This is a genomic window from Leisingera sp. CC-HEC096 (assembly GCF_059429235.1).
On the sequence record NZ_JCAIJS010000004.1, the window covers coordinates 88,044 to 113,964 of the forward strand.

The window sequence follows — 25,921 nt, forward strand, 5'->3', positions numbered from 1 at the left end:
ATTTATGAGCTTTCGGGGCCGCAGATGCGGCACAGGATTCACAGGACAGGCAAGGAGCACCCGGCGGTGAACACGGCACAGGCAATCGGCACCGGAACACCGGCAGCGGCACCGGCAGGGGCAGGGCGGCTGGTGGCGGTGGTGGTGACCCACAACCGGCTGGACAAGCTGAAGGTAACGCTGGCGCGGCTCCTGGAGAGCCCGGAGGCGGAGCTGGCAGCGGTGGTGGTGGCCGACAACGCCTCCTCGGACGGCACCGGCGCCTGGCTGGCGGCGCAGGATGATCCGCGGCTGGACGTCTGCACCAGCGAAACCAACCGCGGCGGCGCCGGCGGGTTCGAGATGGGCATGCGCCGGGCGATGGAGCATCACGCCCCCGGCTGGCTGGCGGTGATGGATGACGACGGGCGGCCCGCGCCCGGCGGGCTGGCAGCGTTTCATGCGCTAGCGATGCATCGGCAGCCGGTGGGCGGCTGGGACGCGGTGGCGGCGGCGGTCTATTTCCCCGACGGCCGCATCTGCGAGATGAACCGCCCCTCGCGCAACCCGTTCTGGCATGGGCGCGAGTTCCTGCGCACCCTCTTTGGCGGCGGCCGCTCCGGCTTTCACGTGCAGCCCTCGGATTACGAGGGGCCGGGGATGCAGATCGATGTCACGTCTTTTGTGGGCTTCTTCATCTCGGCAGCGGCGGTGCGGCGCATCGGCTATCCGAATCCGGAGCTGTTCATCTATGGCGATGACGGGCTCTATACGCTGGGGCTGACCAAATCGGGCGGGCGGATCGGCTTTGAGCCTTCCGTGCGGTTCGAGCATGACCTCTCCACCTTCCAGGGCAAGGCAGAGGCGCAGGGCAAGCCTGGGGGCATGTCAGGGGGCAAGCCGGATGCGGCGCAGCGCGGCCGCTTCGTGCCGCTGTGGAAGGCCTATTACTACCACCGCAACCTGCTGCTTCTGTACCGGATGGCGGCGGGCTGGCTGTTCTGGCCGGTGCTCCTGGTGATCGTGCCGAAGTGGCTGATGAAGCTGGGCCACCACCGCGGCGACCGACGCGGCTTTGCCAGGCTGATGGCGCATGCCATCCGCGACGGGCTGCTTCGCCGCACTGCGGTGAGCCATGCTAAGGTGCTGAAGCTGGCGGGCGAAGGCTGAGCCGGGCGGGAGGCCCGCGCCGCGCTCAGCGGTTCAGGATCACCCGGTGGTAGCGCCCCATCAGCAGCAGCCCCAGCGCCAGCAGGGTCAGGCTGGTGAGCAGCACGTAGGTCACATTCACATGTGCGGCGGTATAGGTGGGGTAGAAGCCGGTGCGCATCAGCCCGGAGATATGCATCAGCGGGTTATACCACAGGATGTTTTGCGCCATCGGCGGCAGGTCTTCATAAAGGAAGAAGACCCCTGAGGCGAGGAACAGCGGCCGGGTGATCACCGACCAGGCCACCTCCCACAGCGGATAGAGCCCCATCAGCACGCAGTTGATCGTGCCCACCCCAAGGCCCAGCACCATCGCCAGCATCATCGCCAGCACCGCTGGCGGCAGGTCCAGCACCGCGCGGCTGTCGATCACCATCAGCGTGCCGGCCAGCAGCAGGATCGCAACCAGGCTGCCGGTCAGGCCGTTGAGGACAAACCGCGCCAGAATTGCGTCCACCCAGGTCACCGCGGGGAACTGCAGCAGCGGCTTGGAGAAGTTCAGCGCCCGGGCGGTGGTGTTCGAGATGGTTTGGTAGAGGTCGAACGCCAGATAGCCGGTGGCGTAAAACAAGAGGAAGCTGGTGCCCAGCGACGGGCTGCGGATCACCAGCGAGAAGCCGAGGCTGAGGAACAGAATGGCCGCAAGCGGCTCAAGAATGGCCCAGAGATAGCCGCCCGGGGTGCGGCCGTAGCGGGTCGACATCTCGCGCAGCACCAGCGCCGCCACCGTGCGCAGGCTGGCAAAGCGGCGCGCGCGGCCAGAGGCAGGCCGGAGGGCAGGCATCTGGGCAGGCGGCTGGGCGGAGGGCAGGGCAGGGGCCGCTGCGGGCGGGGTGCTGGTCATGAATACCCATTGTGAATATGCGCTGTGCAGGCGATAATATGAAAGAAAGACGAGGCAATTACAAACGGCTGCAGGCCGGGATAAGCAGATTATGACACAGGAACGCCCGGCGGCGCGCCGGAAGGCCGACGCCCAATTCCGCACCGGCCGCAAAAGCTCTGGCTCCCCCGTTCCGGAAGAGGCGGACGGCAGCGGCCGGACCGAGCCCGCGGCGCCCGGCCAGGAGCCCGCCAATGTGGAACAGCTGCCCGGCACGCCGGCCCGTCAGGGCGGCAAAGGCGGCGGCAAGAGGCTCAGGAAACTGCGCCGCAAGGTGCAAAAGGCCCAGGCGGCCCATGCGGCGCTAGAGGCGCAGCTGGCCGAAACCCCGGCCTACCCGGTGGCCCGGCCGGCCCGTATCAAGGGGCGCCACCGCGGGCTGATCGCCAGTTTCGCGGTGCTGGTGCTGCTGCCGCTGGCGGCGGCGGTGTTCTATCTGTTTGCGGTGGCCGAGGACCAGTATGCCTCCACCACCGGCTTCACCGTGCGCAGCCAGGAAAGCTCCGGCGCCAATGACCTCTTGGGCGGGCTGGCCAGTTTCGCCGGCAACGCCACCGCCTCGGACAGCGACATTCTCTATGAGTTCATCCAGAGCAAGGAGATGGCCGCGGCGGTCAGCAAGCGGGTGGATCTGCGCGCCCATTACAGCCAGCACTGGCCCGGCGACTGGGTGTTTGCTCTGTGGCCGGATGCCACCCTGGAGGAGCTGGTCTGGTTCTGGCAGCGCATCGCCCGCATCTCCTATGACAGCGGCTCGGGGCTGACCGAGGTGCAGGTCACCGCCTTTGATCCGCAGACCGCCCGGGCCATTGCCCAGGCCATCATCGAGGAAAGCCAGATCCGCATCAACGCGCTCAACGATCAGGCCCGCGCCGATGCGATGCGCTATGCCGAGGCGGACCTGGCGGAGGCGGTAGAGCGGCTGAAGGCGGCGCGCGAGGAGCTGACCCGGTTCCGCACCCGCACCCGCATCGTCGATCCTGAGGCCGATATCCAGGGCCGCATGGGGGTGATGAACAACCTGCAGCAGCAGCTGGCCGAGGCGCTCATTGAATACGACCTGCTGGCCGGCACGGTGGCGCCGGGCGACGTGCGGCTGAAGCAGGCGCAGCAGCAGATCGATGTGATCCGCGAGCGCATCAACATCGAGCGCCAGACCTTTGCCTCCAGCAACACCGACACCGGCGGCGTCGGCGAGGATTACCCGACGCTGATCTCGGAATTCGAGCGGCTGACGGTGGACCGGGAGTTTGCCGAGGAAACCTACCGCGCGGCGCTGGCGGCGCTGGAGGTGGCGCGCGACGATGCCGCCCGCCAGAGCCGCTATCTGGCCACCTATATCAAGCCGGCCCTGGCCGAGGAGGCGGAATACCCGCGCCGCTTCGTGCTCAGCGCGCTGGCCGGGCTGTTCCTGCTGCTCACCTGGTCGATCCTGGTGCTGATCTATTATTCGATCCGCGACCGCAGCTGAGGGGCGGGCCATGATCCGGTTCGAAAACCTGACCAAGAGCTTCCGGCTCAAGGGCGAGCGCAAGGTTGTGATCGACAACCTGAACCTGACGCTGCCCGCGGGCAAGTCGCTGGCGCTGCTGGGGCGCAACGGCGCCGGCAAGTCGACGCTGCTGCAGATCATTGCGGGCACCATGCGCCCCGACCACGGCCGGGTGGTCAGCGATGGCACCATTTCCTGGCCGGTGGGGCTGGGCGGCTCCTTCCACCGCGAACTGACCGGGGCGGAGAATGTCCGCTTCATCGCCCGGATCTACGGGGTGGACACCGATGACCTGGTGAATTTCGTCGAAGACTTTGCCGAGCTGGGCAAATTCTACCACATGCCGATGCGCAGCTATTCTTCGGGCATGCGCTCGCGGCTCACCTTCGGCGCCTCGATGGGGATCCGTTTCGACACCTATCTGGTCGACGAGGTGACCGCGGTGGGCGACCGCTCCTTCAAGCGCAAGAGCCGCGCGGTCTTTGCCGACCGGATGAAGCACTCCAGCGCCATCATGGTCAACCACTCGATGAACCAGGTGCGCCAGTTCTGCAATGCGGGCCTGGTGCTGGAGCACGGCAGGATCCGCTATTTCGATGACCTTGATGAGGCCATCTGCGTGCACGAGGCGATGCTGGAATAGCGCTCAGGCGGCGCGGTCCTTTCCGGCATCGAGGGTTTTCTCCCAATAGGCCTTGCTGGCCATATCGGCATAGCCCTTGCGGTAGGCGGCCTTCAGGCTGCCATAGCTGCTGCGGAAGGCCAGCAGGGTTTTCGTCATCCGCCAAGCCAGGCTGAAGAAGCGCCGTTTGGAGTGGGTCACCGTATAGGCCTTGTCGCCGCGGGTGTTGAAATAGGTGAGCCGGGCGCCGCCGAAGGCGGGGAAGACAATGCCGCGGCCGCTGATATCCAGCACCATCCGGTCGCCGATCGATTTCCAGAACGGGATCAGGTGGCCGTTCAGGGTGGCCAGGCCGAGATAATGGCGCAAGCGGCGCGGCAGCCGGCTGAAGCGGGCCCGCCCGGGGGCGGGGGCCTCTGCCGCATCCCGCCAGACCTCGTCCTGCATCAGCGCCTTGATGTCGGCGCGGCGCTGCGACATGTCGATGTTCTCATCAAAGAAGGCGGGCCCCTTCATCACGTCCTGCCAGGCCAGCAGCTGCGCCTCGGCGCTTTCGTATTTGAAGCGCAGCATGGAGCGCATCATGAAGCGGATGGCGATCCGGGCGGTGCCGAGGGGGCTGCGCTCCAGCTGGTCGAACACCAGGTGGTGAATGATGTGGTTGCGCAGATCCAGATACAGTGTCTGCGGGCTTTCCTTTTCGGTGAAATCATCCTGAAAGGAGACCACGCCGTTCAGGGTGCAGATGCGGAAATCATTGGCCAGCGAGAAGCTGATGTCATCGCCGCGCACGAAGAAGGGGAAGGGGTGGCGGCTGACGCTGGCAACCGGGAAGGCAAAGAACCACCAGCCGCCGTAAAGCGTGGCCGGGGTGCTGCGGGCGGAGCTGAACTCCATATGGGCGACCTCGCCGGGATTGCGCAGGTCGGTGCCGTTGTAGAGCGGGTGGCAGGAGCCGTCGAAAAAGGCGCCGTTTTCCCACATGCACCATTTGTGGGTGTTGTTGATCATCGCCCCGGCGAGCGCGGTCTTCGGGTCCCGGGACAGGGCCAGGAACGTGTAGCAGCGGGCAATGTTCTCCATGTGGAAGGAGGCATCGTCATCCATGAACAGGCAATGGGTGTAGCCGTCCTTCTCCGCCTCCAGGAGGCCGCGGGCAAAGCCGCCGGCGCCGCCCAGGTTGCGGTTGGGATAGGGGATGACATTTTCGGTGGCGGCGATCTCTGCGCTTTGGCCGTTGTCGACCACCTGAACGCGGATCTGGCTGCCATAGGCGAACTGCCCAAGGAACCGTTCAAGCCGGGCAACGGTGCTTTGCACCTCTTTTTCGCGCTTGAAGGTGGTGATGGAGACGGCCAGCCGCGGCAGCTGCTCCGGTTCGTCTTCGGTGAAAAACCGCCCGCCGGTGAGGGTGACCTCGCCCCCCAGCGCCTGCACCTCGGCATAAAGGGCGCCTTCGATGTCTTTGCCGGCAAAGTCCTGCAGGCTGATCACATGCGGCTGGCCGTCCTGCAGATCGGCGATCTCGCAATAGACCACCTCCCAGGAGAGGCTGGGCCGGGCATGCACGATCCGGATCTCCGCTTTGCCGGTGCCGGACACTTCCGCAAACAGGCTGTCCAGGTGGCAGCTGCGGTTCCATTTGCCGAGGCTGAACAGGTTGAAATAGGTGCCAAAGCTGATGCGGGCGCCGGGGGCCAGAACATAGCGCCCGGTGCTTTGGGACAAGCCGATCGCGCCCTTGGCCTGGTAGAAGAGCGCGTGTTCGGTGCAGATTTCCGGATCGGGGGCGATGAAGTTCTGCAGGGTGGGCATGGCGGAAACCTTTCCGGAAAAACTGGGACGGGACGTTCAGGAACTGCGCTGGAGGCTGCTGATGAAGCTGCTCAGCTCCGGCGCGGGCAGGGTGGCGGGATCGAGTTTTGCGAGAAGCTGCGCCGTGGCCTCCGGCTCCGGCACCGGACGGGGGCTGCGCATCTCCTCAATGCCGGGGAAGAAGGCGGCGCGGCCGGTCAGGGTGCTGAGATAGTCGTGGATGGGCGCAAAGGCATCCGCCAGCAGCTGGCGGCGCTCCGCGCCGAACAGCTCCACATCGCTGCTGCGCACCGGGCTGAGGCCGCCGGGCGCGGTCAGGAAGAATTCGCGCAGCGCTTGTGCCTGCTCCGGCGGCAGGTCGTGGTTGGCGCGGCGGATGATCTCATAAGCGGCCCGCGGCAGCCCCTTGTTGGACGGTCCCTTGACCGGCAGGCCTTTAGGGAAGGCGCAGCCCGCCTGAGCGGTGAAATCCTGCACCGAGCCGCCGGCGGCGAGAATGTCGCTGTAGTTGCGCAGATGCAGCGGGAAGCCTGCAAATTCGCGGGCCCAGGGCTCGACCATGCGGCGGTAGTTGAAATGGATGGAGCCGGTCTGGCCGCTGCCGGGGCTGGACAGGGGCTCCAGCTGGTGGCCGAACCGCAGCCGCTGGCCGAACCAGGAGGCCATGTATTCATCGGGCCGGCGCAGGGCGCAGTACAACTCCCATTCGGCGGCCGGGAACAGGCCATGCAGCTTGGCAATCAGGTCCTCATGTCCAGCGCCGAAGTTGGCAAAAACCTCGGAGCACAGGATGACAGTGTGCGGCTGCAGCACCTCGACCTGGTGGCGCAGGGTGTTCAGCATGGCCGGCAGGCCGGGCAGGGCACCATGCCAGGGCGGGGTCTTGCGGCCGGTCCTGCTGGCCAGCATGCGGAAGGCGAGCGCGTTATGGGGCTCGCGCACATTCATGCAGCCAAGCGCCGGCTTGTCCTGCCGGCCCAGAGCCTGCGCCAGGAGATGCGACATGCCTTCGCTTTCCGTTGCCGGGTAGAGAATGCCATGCTCAAGCAGCGCCAGCGCGTTGCGGGCCAGATAGGCCTGCAGCGCGGTGGAGCCGACCTTGTGGTGACCGAAATAGACGATGACTTTCATGCGGGTGCGGGCTTCTTGCGCAGGAGGGTTATTCGGCGGCCTTGGCGGTGCGGGCCTGGCGGGCCAGTTCCACATCGCGCACCCGCTTGGCATGCAGGAAGGCCGACCAGTTGACGCCAGGTTCCTCCAGCAGCCCGGCGATCATGCCGGACATCAGCTCCAGCGAGCGCAGCTCGGAGCCGGAAAGGTAATCGGCGGGGGCGGTGGACTGCGGCGCGGGGATAGCCTTTTTTACGGCCGTGTGCAGCTCGTTCTCCAGCAGCGGCTCACCGCCAAAAAACTCCCGGTCCATATTGCGGGCATCGGCCAGATAAGTGGTGCGGATGTCTTCGGCCAGGCTCTTGTGCAGCTGCAGCTTGGTGCGCTGCGCCGGCGGCGGCAGCTGCCCCGAGAGGCGGGAGAACTCCCAACCGATCTTAAGCCGGAGGTCTTGCGGGGCCTTCAGATGCGCCTGCAGCACCTTCAGCCGCATCAGGTCTTCCAGGCAAAGCGATTCATTGGCCTCGCTGTCCCCGGTGATGGTGAAGGGAATACCGCCGAAGGCATGATGCACGAAATCGCTGACCACATCGCCCTGGTGCAGCTGGCTGCGGATCATCGGCCGCAGGGTGAAAGCACCGCCAAAATGCTCCCGCAAGGCGGCGAACCGCGGCAGGTAGATGAATTCCTCCACCTCCTTGCGCCGCTGCGCGAACCCTTCGAGATTGGTTTTCAGTGTTTTCGGCACCCCTGCCTTGGTGCGCTCGGCAAAGCTAGATGCAATGCGGGCGGCATGCGGGCGGACGTAGCAGAAAATCCGGATCTCATCGGCCGTGTCGGCAAAGAAAGTATCAATCACCTCGCGCAGCAGCGCGGCGGGGACCGTTTCAAAGGCTTCCGCCGAAATCAGAGTGAACTCCTCCTGCGAATCCCGGACCCTCTGTGCCAGTTTCGCAATCGGTTTTGCCGCGGTCTGCCGAGCCTCGGGGGTTTCGGCCCTGCCATATTTCAGGCATTGCTCCCCCAGCACATTACGGGCCAGCTTAGCAGGGTAGAAGACACTGTGCCCCTGCAAATTGATCAGCTGCTTGGCAAAGGCCAGCTGGATTGAGGTAGAGCCTGTCTTGTGATCGCCGATGTGAAAGATAAGCGTCTTGCGGTTTGGCATCTGGCGGCAGGTCCCTCGTTGATAAACACGTCCCGCCTGCTTTAGGGCATTCCGGTTTCGGGAACAATCTCTTCGGCCGGCCGCCCGGCGGTTTTCCGTGATTGTTCCCGCGCGCGCTTCAGCCGCTTGCCGCAGAGCGGCAGGTCCCGTTAAACCGGATCGGGCCGCCGCCACGGGTTTGGCGGGTTGCGGAATACAGGAAATTTGTGCAGGGGTTGGCGGATCGCATCAGGCTGTTTGAGCATCTTTAACCCGGCTTCGGAATATTCAGGTAACGTGACAATGGTATTGCAAATTTTAAAGGGCAGACTGCGCTCTCTGGCGGGCAGGGCGCACCGGAAAACCGAAGCAGCAAAGGCACCGGCGCGGTTGCATGTCTTCGGCTCCTCTTCTTCGGAGGTTTTCGATTATATCTTTGGCGCCACGCCGCGCTACCGCAGTTATTGGGCCGGCGGCTGGTCGGCACGGGGACTGCGCAAGGAAAGAAACCGGGGCTATGTGCTGAAGTGCCTGGAACACGCCCGGCCTCAGGACATCATCTTCCTGCATTTCGGCGTGGTGGATGCGGTTTTCAATGCGGGCTACCGCATTGATCGCGGGGATTTCCTGGATCCTGAAGGTTTCTGCCGGGAGGCGGCCGAAGGGATCAAGATGCTGGTTGCGGATCTGCGCGGCGCGGGGTTCAGAAATATCTACACGGTTGCCGTCGGTGCGCCGTGCAGGGTGCCTGAACGGTATTTCCGCAAGCGGTTCCAGCTGCACGGGCTGCCTCCGCGCTATCAGGCGCAATTGCTGAACCGGATCAACCAGCTGATCAGCGGCGTCTGCGACCGGCGGGATCTGACGCCAGTCCTGGCGGATAAGCACGGAGTTCTGAAACCCGAGTTCCACCGCGCCAAACGAAATCACCACGCCGATTACGTCAAGATTCAGGAACTGGTCTGGGAAAGTATCCGGGATATCCCCGGCCTGCCGCCGCGGCGGCAGGTCTGGCGCAGCGAGCTTTACAAAAGCGGCGTGCGGGGGGGCGTTGGTAAGAGAATAGGGGCCGGAAACTTCAAGGCCGTGAACCTGAAGCGGTTCGAAGACCCGCAGCCGGAATGGAAAGAGCTGAAGGAGACAGGTGCTGCCTGACGCAGATCCGCATAAATCCGCCTGACGCTGACAGGGGGCTGCGGTCAGGCCGGTTGCCATGGCCCCCGGGTGTGCATTAGCAGGAGGAAGCAATCGTGACAGACGGGACTTGGCGGACGGATCAATGATAAAGAAGAAATATCTGATGGTAGGCGCAGGGCTTTCCGGCGCCGTGATCGGACGGCATCTGGCGGAAGCGGGCCATCAGATCACTGTGGTGGACAGCCGCCCCCACATCGGCGGCAACTGCCATACCGAGCGGGATGCGGACACCGGCGTGATGGTGCATGTCTACGGGCCGCATATCTTCCACACCGACGACGAAGAGGTCTGGGACTATGTGAACCGCTTCGAGACCTTTAAGCCCTACAAAAACCGGGTGAAATCCACCACCCGCGGGCTCACGGGCGAGCAGGAAGTGTTCTCGCTGCCGGTGAACCTGCACACCATCAACCAGTTCTTCCGCAAGACGATGCGCCCGGAAGAGGCGCATGACTTCATCGTCAATGAGCAGGCCGACACCTCGATCGAGGATCCGCAGACCTTCGAAGAGCAGGCAATGCGCTTTGTCGGCAAGGATCTCTATGAGGCGTTTTTCAAGGGCTACACCATCAAGCAGTGGGGCATGCACCCCTCGGAGCTGCCCGCCTCGATCCTCAAGCGGCTGCCGGTCCGGTTCAACTATGACGACAATTATTTCTTCCACCGGTTCCAGGGGATGCCGGAAAACGGCTACACGCCGATGATCGAAAAGATCCTCGATCATGAGAACATCACCGTGAAGCTGGAGACCGAATTCACCCCGGAGACGGGCGCATCTTATGACCACGTGTTCTACTCCGGGCCGCTGGACGGCTATTTCGGCTACCGGCTTGGCCGCCTCGGCTACCGGACGCTGGATTTCGAGCGTTTCACCCACCAGGGCGACTACCAGGGCTGCGCGGTGATGAACTACGGCGAGGAAAGCGTTCCTTACACCCGCATCACCGAGCACAAGCATTTCGCGCCCTGGGAAGAGCATGAAGGCTCGGTGCTGTACCGCGAGTTCTCCCGCCTGGCAGAGCCCGGCGACATCCCCTATTACCCGATCCGCCAGGTGAAGGAGAAGGCGCTGCTGGCCGATTACGTCAAGCTGGCCGAGCAGACCGCGGGTGTCACCTTTACCGGCCGCCTGGCGACCTACCGCTATCTGGACATGGATGTGACCATCCGCGAGGCGCTGGACGTGGCGCGCGGCTTTGCCGCCTGCCTGGAGAAAGGCGAAGCGGCACCGGCGTTTTTCACCGCGCCGCTGTAGAGCCTGTATTGCGGGCCGCAAAGGCCCGCAGCCGCGCCCGGTCCCCGTCATCCAGCAGGCTGCCGCGGGTCCAGCCCTCCGGCCCGTCCCCGTTGCGGATTTCGCAAAGGCCGGCGGTGCCGGTGGAGAAGACCTGCTGCAGCTGCGCGCGCTCGCTTTCGATCCGTCCGGTGATTGCCGCGGCGGTGTCAGCCCCGATGTGCAGCGTGGTGCCGCGGCGGTTTGCGGGATCCGGCCGGGTGCTGAAATCCGTGTCCAGCAGCCGCGGGCGGAGCCGGGCAAAGCTGTTCTGATCCACCAGGGTCTGCAGGTATTCCAGCTCGGCGAGCTTGCGGTTGCTGACCCGCCGGTTGCGGCGGCCGGTGCGGGCCGGGTCCGGCAGGCCAAGCAGGCTGCAGAAATCCCCCAGCATGTCCGGCTGCGCAAGATCCTGCGGCTCGATCGAGCGCAGCATCAGAACCTCAGGCGGGAAATGCGCCATCAGCATGCGGGCGTAGCCCAAGTTGGAGTAGAGCGGGAAGCCCCGGCTGTCCTCAAAACAGGCGAGGAACTTTTCGATCGAGGGCGCGCCATCGGTATAGAATCTGTGCCGGTTGATCTGGAACAGCCCGGCCCGGACAAACTGCGCATAGCAGGATTCCACAAAATCATACGGGTTGCGGAAATAGGCGGCGATCCGGATCTGCCAGTCCGGCATCTGTGTCTGCAGCGCTTCGTAAAGCGGCAGCACATTGCTGCCCGGAAAGGCGTTGGCCCAATGCTCGCAGGACAGCACGATGCGGCTGCAGCCCTGGTCATGGGCCTCGGTGCTGATCTCCGCCAGCGCTTGCGGCAGCATCTTTGGCGGCAGTTTGGCCAGCGGCAGGTGATTGCGGTAGCCATCCGGGCTGCGCCAGGCCTGAGGATAGCAGACGCCGCGGGCCTGGTGCTCGCGGCTGGCGGCTGCCATATGCCGCTGGATGGTGGTCGAGCCGCATTTGGGCAAGCCGATATGCAGCCAGACCTGGCGGCCGGGCGGGCTGCTGCGGACTGCGGGCGGGGCGGCAGTCCCGGGCGCCGGCGGCGCCTGCTGCAGCGCAGCGGCCAGGCGGCTGCTTTCGCATTGGGCGAGATAGTCTCTGACCGGCGGCGGCACCTCTTCGGCAAAGAAGGCCCGGGCCTGGCGGGCGAGCCCGGGACGCAAGTCCGGCCGGATGAAACTGCCGATCCAACCCAGCAGCCCGGCCGCGAAACTGTAAAAGGGAACCGCAAAGGCGCCAAGATCCCCGCGCGAGCGCAGCTCTGCCGAAATGCGGGACAGGGCGGTGAAAACCTGCAGCCGTTCCGGGCCGTTGCGGTTGGTCAGCCGACTCTGCCCCTCGGCCACATAGTGTATGACCCCGACCCGGTCGCTGGCCAGGATGGTCCGGGCATTGAGAAAGCTGCGCCAGTGCAGCTCCACGTCATTGTGGACCGCGATTTCGGTGCAGCGGATGCCATGCTCTTGCAGGAAACCGGTGCGGTAGATCTTGTTCCAGGGGTAATTGGCTGTTTGGCACAGGCTGACCGCCGCGGCGGGGCACACCTGCGACAGGGCGCCGGTATCCGTGCCTGCGGCCCGCCACAGAGCCTGATCCGCCGGCATCTGCCCCCAATGCCCTGCTGGGCCGCGGCGGCTGTCATGATGCTGGAAGATGCAGAAATCAAACGTCTTGCCCTCAAGGTCCCGCAGTAAATCCGGCAGTTCGCGCAGCGGCAGATCGTCGGCATCCAGGAACAGCACATGCTCTGTGGCCACATGCCGGAGCGCTAGGTTGCGCGCCGCTCCGGCGCCGCGCGGGCGGTCCTGGCGCAGCAATGTGATCCGCTCCGGCGGCAGGCCGGCCGCAGCGGGCAGCGGGCCGAAGGCAATTGCAGGCTCTGAACCGTCGTCCGCGATGATGATACGGGTGGCGAGCTTCAGCTGACGGATATGCCGCAGCAGGCGGTGCAGCGGAGCCTCGTCATTATGCGCAGGGATAATGACGGTCAGATTCATACGGCGAACAGGCGCAGGTCGTGCAGATCCAGGCGGAAGCTGTGCAGGGGCAGGAACAGGATCAGTTCGCGCCAGGGCGCCTCCGGCGGCAGATCCTGCTGCAGGCTGATCTGCAGGGCGTCCAGGTGGCTGGCGGCCTCGGGATGGGTCAGAATGCGCTTGGGGAAGAAACAATCGTCAAAGCCGCCTTCGCTGCGGCCCGACCGGATGCAGGCGCGGACCGCCTCGATCGACGGGGAGATGCCGCGGCAGGCGATGCCGATGAGGCCGGCCTGGGACAGGCTGAGGGTGCCGAGGTCCATGTGCAGCCCGAACCAGCCGCCCTCGCCGCCGGGGGTGGCCTCCAGTTCAAGCAGCCGCCCGGCCGGAGAGCGCCAGCGGCCGGACACGTGAAGCGCCGGATCTGCGTGCAGGGCGATCCCGGGCTGGATTTCGGTATGCGCGCGGATGTCTCCCTCTGCCTGGCTGTTGCGCAGAAGCTGCAGGGCATAGTTGAAATCCGCTTCTGGCCCGGTGGCCACATTATCGGTCATCTCTGGCGCCTCAGATCATTTCCAGTTGAGGCCCCGTAGTGCCGTTTCTGCTTTGGTTTGTCCATCTGGAAAAGAGGGCGTAAAGCAGGGGTGTCCAAGGCGCGGACCGTGGCGGAACAAGGGAAACCAATGCGAAAACAAACAGGGCTGGCGCAGGGTTACGCGGGGGCGGTGCGGACGCTGGCCGCGCAGCAGCCGGAATATGAGGCCGGGGCGGTTTTGCGCCGGGCGCTGGCGCAGGCGCAGGGGCAGGACGAGCTTCTGGAACTGGCATCGGCAGCGCTGGATCTGGCCGAGCCGGATTGCGCCGGGGCGGCGCTGGCCCGGCTGCAGCAGGCGGCCCCGCGGCAGGCGCTGCAGCAGCGGGCGGAGCGGATGTTTTCCGTGGCCCGGATGCCGCAGCCGGTGCCGCCCAAGGGCTGGACGCCTGTGCCCGGGCGGGTGGCCTATGTGCTCTACAGCAGCTTGCCCTGGCTCTCGACGGGCTATGCGGTGCGGTCGCAGCGGCTGGCGCAGGCGCTGCGCGGGTCCGGGGCGGATCTGTACTGCCTGACCCGACCTGGCTTTCCCTGGGATGAGGATCCGGCGGCGCTGTCGGGGGGCATGCCGCTGACCGGGGCCTGCGAAGAAGAGACCGCAGGGGTGCCTTATCTGCACAGCCCGGAGCCGCAGCTGGGCAGTTGGCAGAATTACCCGGCCTATGTGCGCGGCAGCGCCGAGGCGCTGACGGCGCGCTTTCTGGATCTGCGGCCGGAAGTTGTGATGGCGGCGTCAAGCCATGCCTGCGCCTTGCCCGCGCTGATCGCGGCCCGGCGCCTCGGGCTGCCGATGGTCTATGATATGCGCGGCTTCTGGGAGCTGAGCCGGGCGGCCCGGGAGCCGGGTTTCCTGGGTGCGCCGCAGTACCGCTATGAGCGCTGGCTGGAAACCCGGGTGGCGCAGCAGGCGGATCACGTTTTTACCCTGTCGCAGCCGATGCGCCAGGCGCTGCTCCGCCGCGGGGCGGCCGCGGAGCGGGTCGCGTTCCTGCCGAACGGCTGCAATCCGGACAGCTTTGGCCCGCCCGGGCGCGGCCGCGGGCTGGCGGCAGAGCTCGGGCTGCCGGACGGGGTGCCGGTGGTCGGCTATGCCGGCAGTTTTCCGGCCTATGAAGGGCTGGAGGATCTGCTGGCCGCCGCGGCGGGGCTGAAGGCGGCGGGGCACGGGTTCCGGCTTGTGCTGGTGGGTGATGAGCATGGCACCGGGCTGCGCGGCACCCCGGTGACGCAGGCGCTGCGCCGCCAGGCGGCGGAACTGGGGCTGGGGGACTGGCTGATCATGCCCGGCCGGGTGCCCCCGGACCAAGTGCCGGACTGGCTGGACCTGTTCGATATCTGTGTCTTTCCCCGCCGCCCGCTGCTGGTCACCGAAATGGTCGCGCCGCTGAAACCGGTGGAAGCAATGGCGGCGGGCAAGGCGATTGTGCTGTCGTCGGTGGCGGGGATGCAGGGGCTTTTGCAGGATGGCGAAAGCGGCCTGGTCTTTGCCAAGGGGGAGCCTGCGGACCTGCAACGCCAGCTGGGCCGCCTGCTGCAGGATCCGGAGCTGCGCGCGCGCCTGGGCTGGTCTGCCCGGGAACGCGCGCTGGCGGACTATGCCTGGTCCAGCATTGCCTGCAAGATGAGCAATAGACTAAGATGCTTGGCTGGAAGAGGCAGACCATAAAGCACAGGGGGGTCAGTTCAGGGAAAAGGCACGTTCCAGAAAGGAGCGCAAGGACTCCGCACCCGGTTGAAATTCTGCCGTGTTTCTTCCGCGGCTGGGCCCGCCGTTTGCAGCGGTCTTTCCGCCGATATTCGTGCCGGAAAGGCTGGGGCCTTCGGCACCGAGGAAACGCATCTCGCCGACGTTTCCGAGCAGAGAAACCCCTTCCCAGGTGATGTCGTAGCCGTCCTTGATCAGGAAGGCGCCTGTATAGGTGGAGGCGTTGTTTTCGAAGATCGTGTCGCTGACATGGATGTCATGCGGCATCATATGCCCGTTGCTTTCGGTCAGCAGGCCGTTGCGGTTGAGCACGGTGACAACAACCCCGTTAGGGCTGTCGATGAACTGACTGGCCGAAATGCGGATGTTGCTGTTTTGCTTGCTGGGGTCGAAATCGGAGCTGATATTGTACAGGCTCTTGATATCAATGCCGCTGACGCCGTTGCCGTAGAACACCGTATTCAGGACCTTGCCGTCTTTGAAGCCGCCTGCGGTGTCGATCCCGTCGCGGTGGTTGCCTTCAAAGAAGCTGCCGGACACCGTTATCCGCTCGGGTCCGTCGCCGGAGGGGGTGCTCTCGGTCTTGATGCCATCGCCGAGCGCCTTCTTGAAGTGGCTGCCGGTCACCGTAGCGTCATCGCCGCCGACGATGCGGACCTGATAGAAGCCGCCCTCAAAGGCACTGCCGTCCAGGGTGAACCGGTCGCTGTGCTGCACATCGATATGCATCGAGACATTGCCGGAAAACGCGCTGTTCTCTACGCTGACCCCATCGCCGTAGACCAGCAGGACGCGCATGGTGTGGTAATCGGTGCCCGGCACCGGGTTGGCGCCGCGGTAGCCGGTCTCTGGCGTGTTCACCACGTCGAAGGTGACATTGTCCACCATGACCCCGCTGGACAGGATGAACAGCGCCGAAGTGTCGGTGGCCGAGGCGGTGCGCACATCCAGGCCCGCGCCCTGCTCGGCGGTCAGCGTGAAGTTCTCCGGCAGCCGCAGGTTCGACCCCGAGATCCTGTAGGTGTCCTCAAGAACCAGCGTTCCGCCGGCCTTGAACGTGCCGTTTGACAGCAGATCCGCAAACGCGCTGGAGATATCCTGCCCGGCGGACCAGCCGAGGTCGGACGAGTAAAAGGGCAGGGGCCGGGATTCCTGCGCCACGGCGCCCGCGGCCCAGAGGCCGCCGGCAAGGAAAATGCCAAGGGCCTTCGGGCGGACGCGGTTCGAAGAATAAGGCATGGGAACTTCCTTCCTTCCGGCTGCAAACGCGGCGCTGAAGCCCCCGGCCCAAGCGGAGCGTCCCGGTCTGCCTGCTGGCCCGGGGGGCTGTTCCAGCCGGGTAAATAATAGCGCACCGGGGCGGGACGGCAAAGAACCGGCCGCAAAGCCCGGGAAGCTGTGCGGGCCTTTACTTGTGAAGGTTTCGGATTACCGTTCCGTCAAGGGGGTAAATATTCTGCCCCTGCCGGGGGTCTAAGTGGTTCTGCTAAGGTCGAGATTGATCTGTATGCTGCGTTGCGAAATGCCGGAAGAATTTGTTCCGGCTCAGCCCGCTGCCAGCGTTCCTGTCTCGCCGCCTTCCACGAAAAGGGGAGGGGGGCGCCATGTCGTCGTGCCTTCGCCTTGCGGGGAGCCCCTGCAGAAACTGCCCGGCCCGTGCCCGGCCAGGATACCAGTGTTTCCAGTAACTCCATCAAAGGAGAGGTTTTATGAAAGTGGCTATTCTTGCCGGAGGCAAGGGAACCCGTCTGGCGGAAGAGACCTCCGTCAGGCCGAAGCCGATGGTCGAAATCGGCGGGATGCCCATCCTCTGGCATATTATGATGATATACTCCCACTACGGGTATAACGATTTCTCTGTCGCTCTGGGCTACAAGGGCGATTATATCAAACGCTACTTTGCTGAATACGGGACGCTGGCGGGCAGTATCACGGTCAATATGGGGCGCCCCGATCCGGTTGTGCGCCATGACCAGGAGCATGCCCCCTGGACCGTCGACCTGATCGAAACCGGCGATGAGACGCTGACCGGCGGCCGGGTCAAGCGGCTGCAGCCGCACCTGGGCAACGAAACCTTCATGCTGACCTGGGGCGACGGTGTGTCCGATGTGGATCTGGACAAGCTGCTGGCCTTCCACCGCTACCACGGCAAGCTGGCGACCATCACCGCGGTGCGCCCGCCCGCCCGCTATGGCCACATGCGGTTTGACGGCGACCAGGTCACCGCCTTCGAGGAAAAGCCGCAGACCGCCGAGGGCTGGATCAACGGCGCCTTCTTCGTGCTGGAGCCGCAGGTGTTCGACTACATCGAAGGCGACATGGTGATGTTCGAGCATGCGCCCTTGGAAAACCTGGCCAGGGACGGCCAGCTGATGGCCTACCGCCACGATGGCTTCTGGGCGGCGATGGACACGCTGCGCGACAAGCACATCCTGCAGAAACTCTGGAATTCCGGTCAGCGCCCCTGGGCGGTTTGGGAGAAGTGAACATGCGCGTATTGGTGACAGGCCACCGGGGTTATATCGGAACCGTGCTGACCCCGATGCTGATGGCGGCCGGGCATGAGGTAACCGGTCTGGACAGCGATCTGTACGAGCGCTGCACCTTTGAGCCGGGCGGGGAGATGCCGCAGGTGCCAACGATCCTCAAGGACATCCGCGATGTCGAGGCCGCGGATCTGCTGGGGTTCGATGCGGTTCTGCATCTGGCGGCGCTGTCGAACGATCCGCTGGGCGATTTCCGCCCGGACACCACCTATGACATCAATTTCGAAGGCACCATGAAAGTGGCCCGCGCTGCGAAGGCAGCGGGCGTGCAGCGGTTTGTGTTTTCTTCCTCCTGCTCCAACTACGGCGCATCGGGGGAGGACTTCATCGACGAAAACGGCGCCTTCAATCCGGTGACCCCCTACGGCGAAAGCAAGGTGAAATCGGAGCTGGCGCTGGCGGAGCTGGCCGGTGACGGCTTCTGCCCGACCTTCCTGCGCTCTGCCACGGCCTATGGCGTCAGCCCGCGCATCCGGTTCGATCTGGTGCTGAACAACCTTGTCGCCTGGGCGGTGACAACCGGCAATATCCACATGAAGTCGGACGGCACGCCGTGGCGGCCGATCACCCATATCGAGGACATCAGCCGCGCCTTCCTGGCAACCCTCGAAACGGCGCCTGAGAAAATCCGCAACGAGGCGTTCAATGTCGGCGTGACCGGGCACAATTACCAGATCCGCGAGCTGGCGGAGATCGTCGCGGATGTGGTGCCGGGCTGCAAGGTCACCTTTGCCGAGGGCGCCGGGCCGGACAAGCGGTCCTACCGGGTGAACTGCGACAAGATCCAGCGCGTCATGCCGCAGTTCAAGCCGCAGTGGGATGCGCGCCGCGGGGCGCAGTCGCTTTATGACGCCTACCAGGCCCGGAAGCTGACGCTGGAGGAGTTCGAGGGGCCGCGCTATCAGCGCATCGGCCATATCAAGAAGCTGATTTCCGAAAACATCATTGATGTCACCCTGAAGCATACTCCGGCGGGCGAAGCCGCCCGCAGCCAGGAGACCCCGGACGCAGAGCAATCGGAGTTTTCCTCCGACAGCACCCGGGCGCAGTGCATCTCCTGCGGCCATCAGGGGCTGGAGCCGATCCTCGATCTGGGGCGGATGCCGCGCTCGGACGGGCTGCTGGAGGCCGCCGGGCCGTCGCAGCAGGAAACCCTGGTGCCGCTGCGGCTGGGCTATTGCCCGGGCTGCACGCTGGTGCAGTTGCTGGAAACCCGCCCGGCCGAAGAGATGTTCGGCGACGACTATGTCTATTTCTCCTCCTATTCCGAGGATTTGCTGAAGCATTCCCGCAAGAACGCGGAGGAGTTGATCAGGATGCGCGGCCTGGGGCCGGACAGCCTGGTGGCCGAGATCGCCTCCAATGACGGCTACATGCTGCAGAATTTCCAGGCGCAGGGCATCCAGGTCCTGGGGATCGACCCGGCCAGCCAGCCTGCCAGGGCGGCGCGCGAAAAGGGGATCGAGACGGTCGTCGACTTCTTCGGCACCCGTGTTGCCGCCGGCCTGCGCGCGCAGGGCAAGCGGGCGGATGTGATCATCGCCAACAACGTGGTGGCCCATGTCGCCGACCAGAACGACCTGGTGGCCGGGATGGCGGACCTGCTGGCCGACAACGGCACCGTTGTCGTCGAGTTTCCCTATGTCCGCGACATGATCGATTTCATCGAATTCGACACCATCTACCACGAGCATCTGTGCTACTTCTCGGTGGGCTCCGCCAAGGCGCTGTTCGAGCGGCACGGGCTCTACCTGAACGACGTCCGCCGCCTGCCGATCCACGGCGGCTCGCTGCGGCTCTATTTCAGCAAATGCGCCGCGGTCACGGACGCGGTGCAGGGCATTCTGGCGGAAGAGCACGCGCTTGGGCTCGACCGGTTCGAGTACTACAAGACCTTCGGCGCCCGGGTGCGCGCCTTCCGCGACCAGGCCCGCAAGCTGGTGGGCACCCTGAAGGCCGACGGCAAGCGCATCGCGGCCTATGGCGCCGCCGCCAAGGGCACCATCATGCTCAACTTCCTGAACCTGAACGACCGCGCCATCGAATATGCCGTGGACAAGAACGTCCATAAGCAGGGCAAATACATGCCCGGCGTCCGGATCCGGATCGACGAGCCGGAGAAGCTGATGGAGGACAAGCCGGATTACGTGATGATCCTGCCGTGGAATTTCCGCGATGAAATCATCCGCCAGCAGCGCGCCTTTCTGGAGGCGGGCGGGAAATTCGTCGTCCCGATCCCCGACCTCGAAATTGTCAGCGCCCCGGAACAGGACAGCGGCAGATGAGCGGCAAGAGCGCCTGCCCGGCCTGCAGCAGCCGGGACCTGACAGAGATCTACCGGCTGGACGCCATCCCGGTGCAAAGCTGCATCCTGCTGGAGAGCGCGGAGGAGGCGCGGCAGTTTCCGCGCCATCCGCTGGTGCTGATGTTCTGCGAAAGCTGCGGCTTCATCTTCAATTCGGTGTTCGACCTGCCGCTGGTCGACTATGCCTCCGCCACCGAGGAGAGCCAGCATTTCTCCGGCACCTTCAACCGGTTTGCCCGGGATCTGGCGGCGGAGGTGGCGTCCCTTTACGACCTGAAGGGCAAGCGGACCCTGGAAATCGGCTGCGGCAAGGGGGAGTTCCTGCAGGAGCTTGCCCGCCAGACCGGCACCATCGGGCTGGGGATCGACCCCGGGTTCATCCCCGAGCGCCTGCCCGGGGCGCAGGGCCAGGAGATCAGGTTCCAGCGGGAATTCTTCGATCCCGGCACCATCTCCGAGCCGCCCGATTTCGTCGTCTGCCGCCACACGCTGGAGCATATCCCCGAGGTCGGCCGCTTCATGCAGGACATCGCGCAGGTCGTGGACGGGGACGCCGCTGCGGGCATCTTTTTCGAAACCCCGGATGTGCAGCGGGTGCTGCAGGAAGGCGCCTTCTGGGACATCTACTTCGAGCATTGCTCCTATTTCACGCAAGGCAGCCACGCGCGGCTGTTCCGGCGCGCGGGCTTTGATGTGACGGGGCTGTATCTGGCTTATGATGGCCAGTACATCATACAGTACGCAGCCCCTGCAGCAGGCCGCCCGGCGCTGCCGCAGGAGGACGATCTGGAAACGGTGCGCGCCCTGGCGGCCCGGTTCCCGCAAAAGGTGGCAGAGGTGCGGCGCCACTGGACGGAGTTCGTGCGCAGCCGCCATGCCGCCGGCAAGCGGGTGGCGGTCTGGGGCGGCGGCTCGAAATGCGTGTCCTTCCTGACCACCAACGGCCTTGGGGAGGAAGTGGCGCAGGTCATTGACATCAACCCGTTCAAACAGGGCAAATACCTGCCCGGCACCGGCCATCCTGTCAGCGCTCCGGACAGTCTGCAGGAGGCGTCGCCCGATACGGTGATCGTCATGAACCCGGTCTACCTGTCCGAAATCGGGGCGCAATTGTCGGCCATGGGCCTCACCCCTGAGCTGGTGGCGGTATGAGTGCCGCGGCCCCCATAGCCTGCCCGCTCTGCGCCGCGCAGACGGCGCAGGGCATTTTCCGGCTGGAGAGCGTTCCGGTGATCTGCAACCAGCTGTGGCCGGACCGGGCGGCGGCGCAGGCGGCGCCTGCCGGCACCGTGGATCTGCAGCTTTGCACCGGTTGCGGGTTCATCTGGAACAGCGCCTTTGAGCCTGCGCGCATGGCCTATGCGCCCGGCTACGAGAACGCGCTGCATTTCTCGCCCCGGTTCCAGGCGTTTGCCGCAGAGCTGGCGGCCGGGCTGGTGGCGCGGCACGGGCTGGCCGGCAAGCATGTGATCGAGATCGGCTGCGGCGATGGCCATATGCTGGATCTTCTAGCGCAAAACGGCGTCGCCTCGGCCACCGGCTTTGATCCCTCGATGGCGGGCGCTTCTTCTCCTTTCACCGGCCGCGATAATGTTGAAATTGTTGGTGAATACTTCCGCTCCGATCAGCTGGACCGGCCGTTTGACGCGATCTTGTGCCGCCATGTGCTGGAGCATCTGGACGACCCGCTTGCCCTGCTCAACGACATCCGCCGGGCGATCGGCAGCCGGGATGTCCCGGTTTACTTCGAAGTGCCGAATGCCGGCTGGATGCTGGAGACGGTTTCGATGTGGGACGTGATCTATGAGCACGTGGGCTACTGGAGCGCGCCGGCCCTCACCGCCCTGTTCCGGCGGGCTGGGTTCGATCCGGTCTCCGTCCGCACAGGCTATGGCGGCCAGTTCCTGATGGCCGAAGCGGTTCCGGCCCGGCCGCAGCCGGACTATCTGGATCCGGGGGCGGCGCAGATCTGCGCATCTGCCCGGGCCTTCGGAGAGGCGGCGGATGCGGAATTGCAGCGGTGGCGCAGCAAACTGCAGGGCTGCAGCGGCAGCATCGTCATCTGGGGCGCCGGGTCGAAAGGGATCACCTTTGCCAATGCCCTGGGGGAGGCGGGGCGCGGGCTGGCGGCCTTTGTCGACCTGAACCCCCGCAAGCATCAGCGGATCGCACCCGGCGTCGCCCTGCCGGTTGTCGCGCCGGTGCAGCTGGCCAGCCTCCGCCCGGCCATGGTGCTGATCGCGAACGCCTTATATGAGGACGAAATCATTGCCCAGGTCCAGGCCGCGGGACTGCGGCCGGAATTCGCGGTCATCGCCGGCTAGGCGGTGCTGCGCCCGGGGTTTTGCTATCTCAAAGTGTGTATATGCCACTATGGAGGGTATGAATGAGGATTGATAGGATCAAAGCGCCGCCCTGATTGCCCGGGCCCTGTGCCGGACCGGTTCAGGTGCAACAGGCCGGGCGGTTTCGCAGGGATTTGTTCTCAATTTCTTTGTCCTCAGGGAGGTCTGCTATGTTCAAGTTGATATTCAGTTTTTTCACGGCGCTGCTTTTGGCCGCAGCCGCGCAGGCGCAAAGCGGTTACAGGATTAAGACCGGCGATACGCTGCGCGTCGAAGTGCTTGAAGATGAGAGCCTGAGCCGCAGTACTCTTGTGCTGCCGGACGGGTCCATCAATTTCCCGCTGGCTGGCGGCGTCTCTGCGGCCGGGCGGACGGTCGATCAGGTCAGGAATGATCTGACAAATGCGCTGACGCCCAATTTTGCCGCCACGCCGCGGGTGTTTGTGTCGGTAGACGCACTAGCGGAACCTGCGGCGCAGTCCGCCGCTGTGGTTCGCCGCGCAGTCCGCGCGGTCTATGTGATGGGGGAGATCACCACTCCTGGCAAGCTGGAGGCAAGCCGCAGCACAACCCTGCTTCAGGCGCTTGCCCAGGCGGGCGGTCTGACCCGGTTTGCGGCTGACAAGCGGATTCAGCTGCGCCGGGGCGACAAGATCTATCTCTACAATTACCGCACCAATGGCGGCAGCGGCATTTCCGGCAGCACGGTCCTGGTGCCGGGCGATGTGATTGTGGTGCCCCAGCGGCGCCTGTTCGAGTAGCCCTGCCGGGGCGCCGCAGAGCGGGACCGGGGGCGTAATGCGGGTCCGGATGCGGGGCTGCCGCTGCGGTTCTGCCCCGGCCTCTGCCGCTGCCGTGGCCGTTACCTTGGCTGACGCAGCCACAGCCAGAACCGTGTCTGCCGCAAGCGCAGGATCATCTGCCATTCCAGCCCCGCCAGCCGCGGCAGCCGCGACCTGAGCAGCCTGCGCTGATGCAGCGCCCAGCCCGCGAGGCTGCGCGGGCCTTCGGGAAACCCCGCTTCGGGAAACAGGTGCCGGATCAGGCGGCACTGCAATTCCAGCCCGAGCCTGAAGCGGTAGGTCGGGAATTTCTCCTCGACCTGCCGCCAGTCGACAGGATCCCCGGGCACCGCGCACAGCTCGATCAGATCGTTCAGATACCGCAGGTGCACAAAGCCCGAAAACACGCCGCGGTCGTGCAGCATGTCATGCGCCAGGTTGGTCACCAGGCGCAAATGGGCATTCGGGATCCTCACGGCGCCCGCCCCGAACGGAACCAGGCGGCTGTGCTCTTCCATGTCGCGGGCGCTGACCACCCCGAAATACCGTTCCGGGATCCGGTGATGGATGTCCAATGCGCCGGCAACATCCGCCCGGAAATAGCTGCCCAGGGAATACTGGTTCCGGCTGTCCGGGAATTTTTCATAGCCGATGCGGCTCAGAACTCTTTCGACATCCGCATCCTGCTCCGGGCTGGTCACGATATCCAGGTCAAAGGACATCCGCGGCACATCGGCGGCATCCGCGGCCTGGAAGAGATTGACTGCCCCCTTCATCAGGCCCGCCTCCAGCCCTTCTGCCGTCAGCGCCGACAGGACTTCGTCAAGCTGGGCTTTCAGCATTTTGTTGCGGGTGATGTTGGCGGCATCCACCGAGGCCAGGTAGCTCAGGGCCTCGGGGTCGGCCTGGCTGGCCTGGCCGGACTGGACCAGCCGCCTGTAGAGCAGCGGGCCGACAAGGTTTTCATTGGCGCAGCCGATGATCTGCTCCCAGTCGGGATCCCGGGGCACCCGCCCCTGCAGGCATTCCGACACGGCTTCCAGAGCAGTCGGGGGCAAAACCGGCATCTGATCAGCCGCTCCCCGCAAGGCGCCAGGCGTCCCGGGCCAGGCCGCGGGCCTGGTCAAGACCGTCATACCGGGCCCGGTAGAACCGCGCAGAGCGTATCAGCGCCGCCAGGGATTCAAAGCCGTCCCCCGACAGGCGGTCATCCGGAGACCAGCAGGACGCCAGCATCATCCGGATGATGTCCTCTTCCGCGGTAACAGGCTCGAGCCCGGCCGGATTGTCCGGGTTCCTGTCCAGAAACAGCACGCAGCGGACAGGGCGCGCCGGGAACGCCCCGGCGTCCAATGCATGGTAGCGGACCCGCTTGCCGTCCGGCCGCATGTAGGCGGGCCGGTCCTCAAGGCCCGGCAGGCGCGGCGCAAGCAGGGGCAGCGAGCCGCATTTCAGCGTCGCCGGAAAGGGCAGGGAAATCACCTCGCCGCCGCGGCGCAGCACCGCCAGATCATCGCCTTCCAGGCTGAAGCCCTCTCCGTGCAGCGCCACCGACAGGGTCGACTTGCCGCTCCCCGGATCGCCGCACAGAAGCATGGTCCGGCCCGCCGCGGACACGGTTGCGGTGTGCAGCACCGGATCCTCCGACAGATCCAGAACCAGCGTTGTCAGCAGGAACTTCAGCGCGGCGCCGATTTCGTCCCAGCGGTGCCAGTCCGGGTCTTCCCCGGCCCAGGCCAGCCCGGCCCTAGATGCTTCTTCGAGCAGGATAAGCTGGTCCTGCGCGGAGGTGTCCTCGGTCAGGAGATGCGCGAAAGCACTGCGCACCAAACGGGCGGTTTTATCACCGGTGCAGCAGATCCCGATGGTATGGCCGTCAATCGACAGGCACATGCGCGCGGTGACGGCAACCGGCCCGGAGCGCGGCGCCAGATAGCGCACGGCCCCCGACTCCAGCAGCTCCGTCAGGGTCTGCAGGCCGTTGGCGCCGCCGGCCGAGGCGGCAGAGACGAATTCGGAAACACTGAGCCCGGCCGTCAGCCGGGGCCATAATGCCACGGTGGCGGCAGACGCATAGAACAGCTTCTGAGTATGAGGCAGAAACAAAAAATGGCGCGTCCCGGCGCTTGCGAGGCGCACATCAGGAGCAGCCATGACTTGAGCGAGGTCCAAGAATCACCCTCTCTGAAAAACCGAAGGCAGCTATATTCAAGGACCCGGCGGCAATCTCCCGCCGGGCTCGTGCGCAGAACTTAGTGAACTTAGTGGTAGCGCCGGCGCCGGCGGCGTCCTCTGCGGCCTTTCTTCTTGCCTCCCTTCTTCGGCCTGCCGCCAGACTTCGCAACAGCCTCGGATGACAGGCTTGTTGACAGAAGGAAGGTCACCGCGGGCGTTGTCACAGCTGCAAAACGCCCTGCTTTTTGAAGGATTTCCCTGCGTTCAGGAGATTCAGGCTTATCTGTATGATCTGTCATTTTTACTCTACTTCACTGGCACTTTGGTTTAGTCGAACACAATTAGGTTGATCAGGCCGTAAATCAGCAGCGGCGGCTTAAATTTTTTGCCGTCTCTGTTGGCTTCCCCCCCCGCCTTCAGGGTGTTTTAAAAACACGAGCTGATAAAACCTTAATAAATATTGTGGCTCTTGCTTGGGTTTGAGTCAACTCTGCCGGAGGTCCGGCACCGCCCGCAGATGCAAAAAATCCGCAGCCCGCACCCTGGCCGCAGGCAGCCCCGGCCGGGCACCGCCCCGCGGCGGCGGTGTCTGCGCAATTGGCGTTTGAAAGGGGCTGTGGTATTATGTTGCGTTATACGCAAAGTGTTTTGTCCCCTTTGCGGCCGCCTGGACTCCGGGGAAACGGGCCTAGTTAGTTAAATGAGCAGGCGGCCAGCCGAGCCGCCGGGTTACGAGTTTTTGGGGGAAGTCACGTGTTTTCATCAG

At 64.9% G+C, this 25,921-nt stretch carries 20 protein-coding genes; 11 read left to right on the forward strand and 9 right to left on the reverse strand.

The genetic code is table 11. The features are described from left to right. The first annotated feature begins 66 nt into the window (after positions 1-66). Positions 67-1,149 carry a glycosyltransferase gene (locus AC5STI_RS20090; RefSeq protein ID WP_495448030.1) on the forward strand — a complete coding sequence of 361 codons (1,083 nt, stop codon included), beginning with the start codon at positions 67-69 and terminating at the stop codon, positions 1,147-1,149. A gap of 25 nt (positions 1,150-1,174) precedes the next feature. Here the strand turns inward: AC5STI_RS20090 and AC5STI_RS20095 are convergent, their stop codons facing one another. Next, complete coding sequence (locus AC5STI_RS20095) at positions 1,175-2,032, reverse strand: ABC transporter permease (RefSeq protein WP_495448031.1); 858 nt, start codon at positions 2,030-2,032, stop codon at positions 1,175-1,177. Between the two features lie 91 nt (positions 2,033-2,123). Here AC5STI_RS20095 and AC5STI_RS20100 point away from each other — a divergent pair, with 91 nt between their 5' ends. Further along, on the forward strand, positions 2,124-3,542 hold the full coding sequence (locus AC5STI_RS20100; protein WP_495448032.1) for a KpsE/RkpR family capsule polysaccharide export protein: 1,419 nt from the start codon (positions 2,124-2,126) through the stop codon (positions 3,540-3,542). A gap of 10 nt (positions 3,543-3,552) precedes the next feature. Continuing rightward, entirely contained in the window at positions 3,553-4,206 is a 654-nt protein-coding gene (locus AC5STI_RS20105) for an ABC transporter ATP-binding protein (RefSeq protein ID WP_495448033.1), read from the forward strand. A gap of 3 nt (positions 4,207-4,209) precedes the next feature. Here AC5STI_RS20105 and AC5STI_RS20110 read toward each other — a convergent pair whose 3' ends face one another. From AC5STI_RS20110 to AC5STI_RS20120, 3 genes are read right to left on the reverse strand one after another with little or no spacing between them, the layout of a single operon-like run. Next, complete coding sequence (locus AC5STI_RS20110; protein WP_495448034.1) at positions 4,210-6,000, reverse strand: glycosyltransferase family protein; 1,791 nt, start codon at positions 5,998-6,000, stop codon at positions 4,210-4,212. A 36-nt stretch (positions 6,001-6,036) separates the two neighbouring features. Further along, entirely contained in the window at positions 6,037-7,131 is a 1,095-nt protein-coding gene (locus tag AC5STI_RS20115) for a hypothetical protein (RefSeq protein WP_495448035.1), read from the reverse strand. Between the two features lie 28 nt (positions 7,132-7,159). Continuing rightward, complete coding sequence (locus tag AC5STI_RS20120; protein WP_495448036.1) at positions 7,160-8,278, reverse strand: hypothetical protein; 1,119 nt, start codon at positions 8,276-8,278, stop codon at positions 7,160-7,162. A gap of 282 nt (positions 8,279-8,560) precedes the next feature. On the opposite strand from AC5STI_RS20120, the gene AC5STI_RS20125 reads away from it, so the two are divergent. Together AC5STI_RS20125 and glf are read left to right on the forward strand one after the other, a co-directional pair. Next, a complete protein-coding gene (locus AC5STI_RS20125; protein ID WP_495448037.1) occupies positions 8,561-9,412 on the forward strand; it encodes a hypothetical protein in 852 nt (283 codons plus the stop codon). Positions 9,413-9,536: 124 nt separating this feature from the next. After that, positions 9,537-10,709 (forward strand): UDP-galactopyranose mutase, encoded by a 1,173-nt coding sequence (glf, locus tag AC5STI_RS20130; protein WP_495448038.1) that lies wholly within the window; start codon positions 9,537-9,539, stop codon positions 10,707-10,709. Here the strand turns inward: glf and AC5STI_RS20135 are convergent. Both AC5STI_RS20135 and AC5STI_RS20140 read right to left on the reverse strand, forming a co-directional pair. Beyond that, positions 10,693-12,726, reverse strand: coding sequence for a glycosyltransferase family 2 protein (locus tag AC5STI_RS20135; protein ID WP_495448039.1), 2,034 nt, complete (start codon positions 12,724-12,726; stop codon positions 10,693-10,695). The two genes, glf and AC5STI_RS20135, sit on opposite strands and share 17 nt — an antisense overlap. Beyond that, positions 12,723-13,259 carry a hypothetical protein gene (locus tag AC5STI_RS20140; RefSeq protein ID WP_495448040.1) on the reverse strand — a complete coding sequence of 179 codons (537 nt, stop codon included), beginning with the start codon at positions 13,257-13,259 and terminating at the stop codon, positions 12,723-12,725. Before AC5STI_RS20140 ends, AC5STI_RS20135 begins: the two co-directional genes overlap by 4 nt. Positions 13,260-13,388: 129 nt before the next feature. Between AC5STI_RS20140 and AC5STI_RS20145 the strand changes: the two genes are divergently transcribed. After that, on the forward strand, positions 13,389-14,963 hold the full coding sequence (locus AC5STI_RS20145) for a glycosyltransferase family 4 protein (protein WP_495448041.1): 1,575 nt from the start codon (positions 13,389-13,391) through the stop codon (positions 14,961-14,963). Between the two features lie 12 nt (positions 14,964-14,975). Here AC5STI_RS20145 and AC5STI_RS20150 read toward each other — a convergent pair whose 3' ends face one another. Further along, positions 14,976-16,241, reverse strand: a complete 1,266-nt coding sequence (locus AC5STI_RS20150; RefSeq protein WP_495448042.1) for a right-handed parallel beta-helix repeat-containing protein — start codon at positions 16,239-16,241, stop codon at positions 14,976-14,978. 470 nt (positions 16,242-16,711) lie between these two features. Here AC5STI_RS20150 and rfbF point away from each other — a divergent pair, with 470 nt between their 5' ends. From rfbF to AC5STI_RS20175, 5 genes are all read left to right on the forward strand, one after another. After that, positions 16,712-17,488, forward strand: coding sequence for a glucose-1-phosphate cytidylyltransferase (rfbF, locus tag AC5STI_RS20155; RefSeq protein WP_495448043.1), 777 nt, complete (start codon positions 16,712-16,714; stop codon positions 17,486-17,488). 2 nt (positions 17,489-17,490) lie between these two features. Beyond that, positions 17,491-19,833 carry an NAD-dependent epimerase/dehydratase family protein gene (locus tag AC5STI_RS20160; RefSeq protein WP_495448044.1) on the forward strand — a complete coding sequence of 781 codons (2,343 nt, stop codon included), beginning with the start codon at positions 17,491-17,493 and terminating at the stop codon, positions 19,831-19,833. Then, positions 19,830-21,005: a class I SAM-dependent methyltransferase gene (locus AC5STI_RS20165; RefSeq protein WP_495448045.1), complete on the forward strand. Its 1,176-nt coding sequence runs from the start codon at positions 19,830-19,832 to the stop codon at positions 21,003-21,005. Before AC5STI_RS20160 ends, AC5STI_RS20165 begins: the two co-directional genes overlap by 4 nt. After that, positions 21,002-22,177, forward strand: coding sequence for a class I SAM-dependent methyltransferase (locus AC5STI_RS20170; RefSeq protein WP_495448046.1), 1,176 nt, complete (start codon positions 21,002-21,004; stop codon positions 22,175-22,177). Before AC5STI_RS20165 ends, AC5STI_RS20170 begins: the two co-directional genes overlap by 4 nt. A gap of 191 nt (positions 22,178-22,368) precedes the next feature. Further along, positions 22,369-22,959 carry a polysaccharide biosynthesis/export family protein gene (locus AC5STI_RS20175; protein ID WP_495448047.1) on the forward strand — a complete coding sequence of 197 codons (591 nt, stop codon included), beginning with the start codon at positions 22,369-22,371 and terminating at the stop codon, positions 22,957-22,959. Positions 22,960-23,060: 101 nt separating this feature from the next. Here the strand turns inward: AC5STI_RS20175 and AC5STI_RS20180 are convergent, their stop codons facing one another. Next, positions 23,061-24,047: a nucleotidyltransferase family protein gene (locus AC5STI_RS20180; RefSeq protein ID WP_495448048.1), complete on the reverse strand. Its 987-nt coding sequence runs from the start codon at positions 24,045-24,047 to the stop codon at positions 23,061-23,063. Positions 24,048-24,051: 4 nt separating this feature from the next. Further along, positions 24,052-25,134, reverse strand: a complete 1,083-nt coding sequence (locus AC5STI_RS20185) for a hypothetical protein (RefSeq protein WP_495448049.1) — start codon at positions 25,132-25,134, stop codon at positions 24,052-24,054. Between the last annotated feature and the right edge of the window lie 787 nt (positions 25,135-25,921).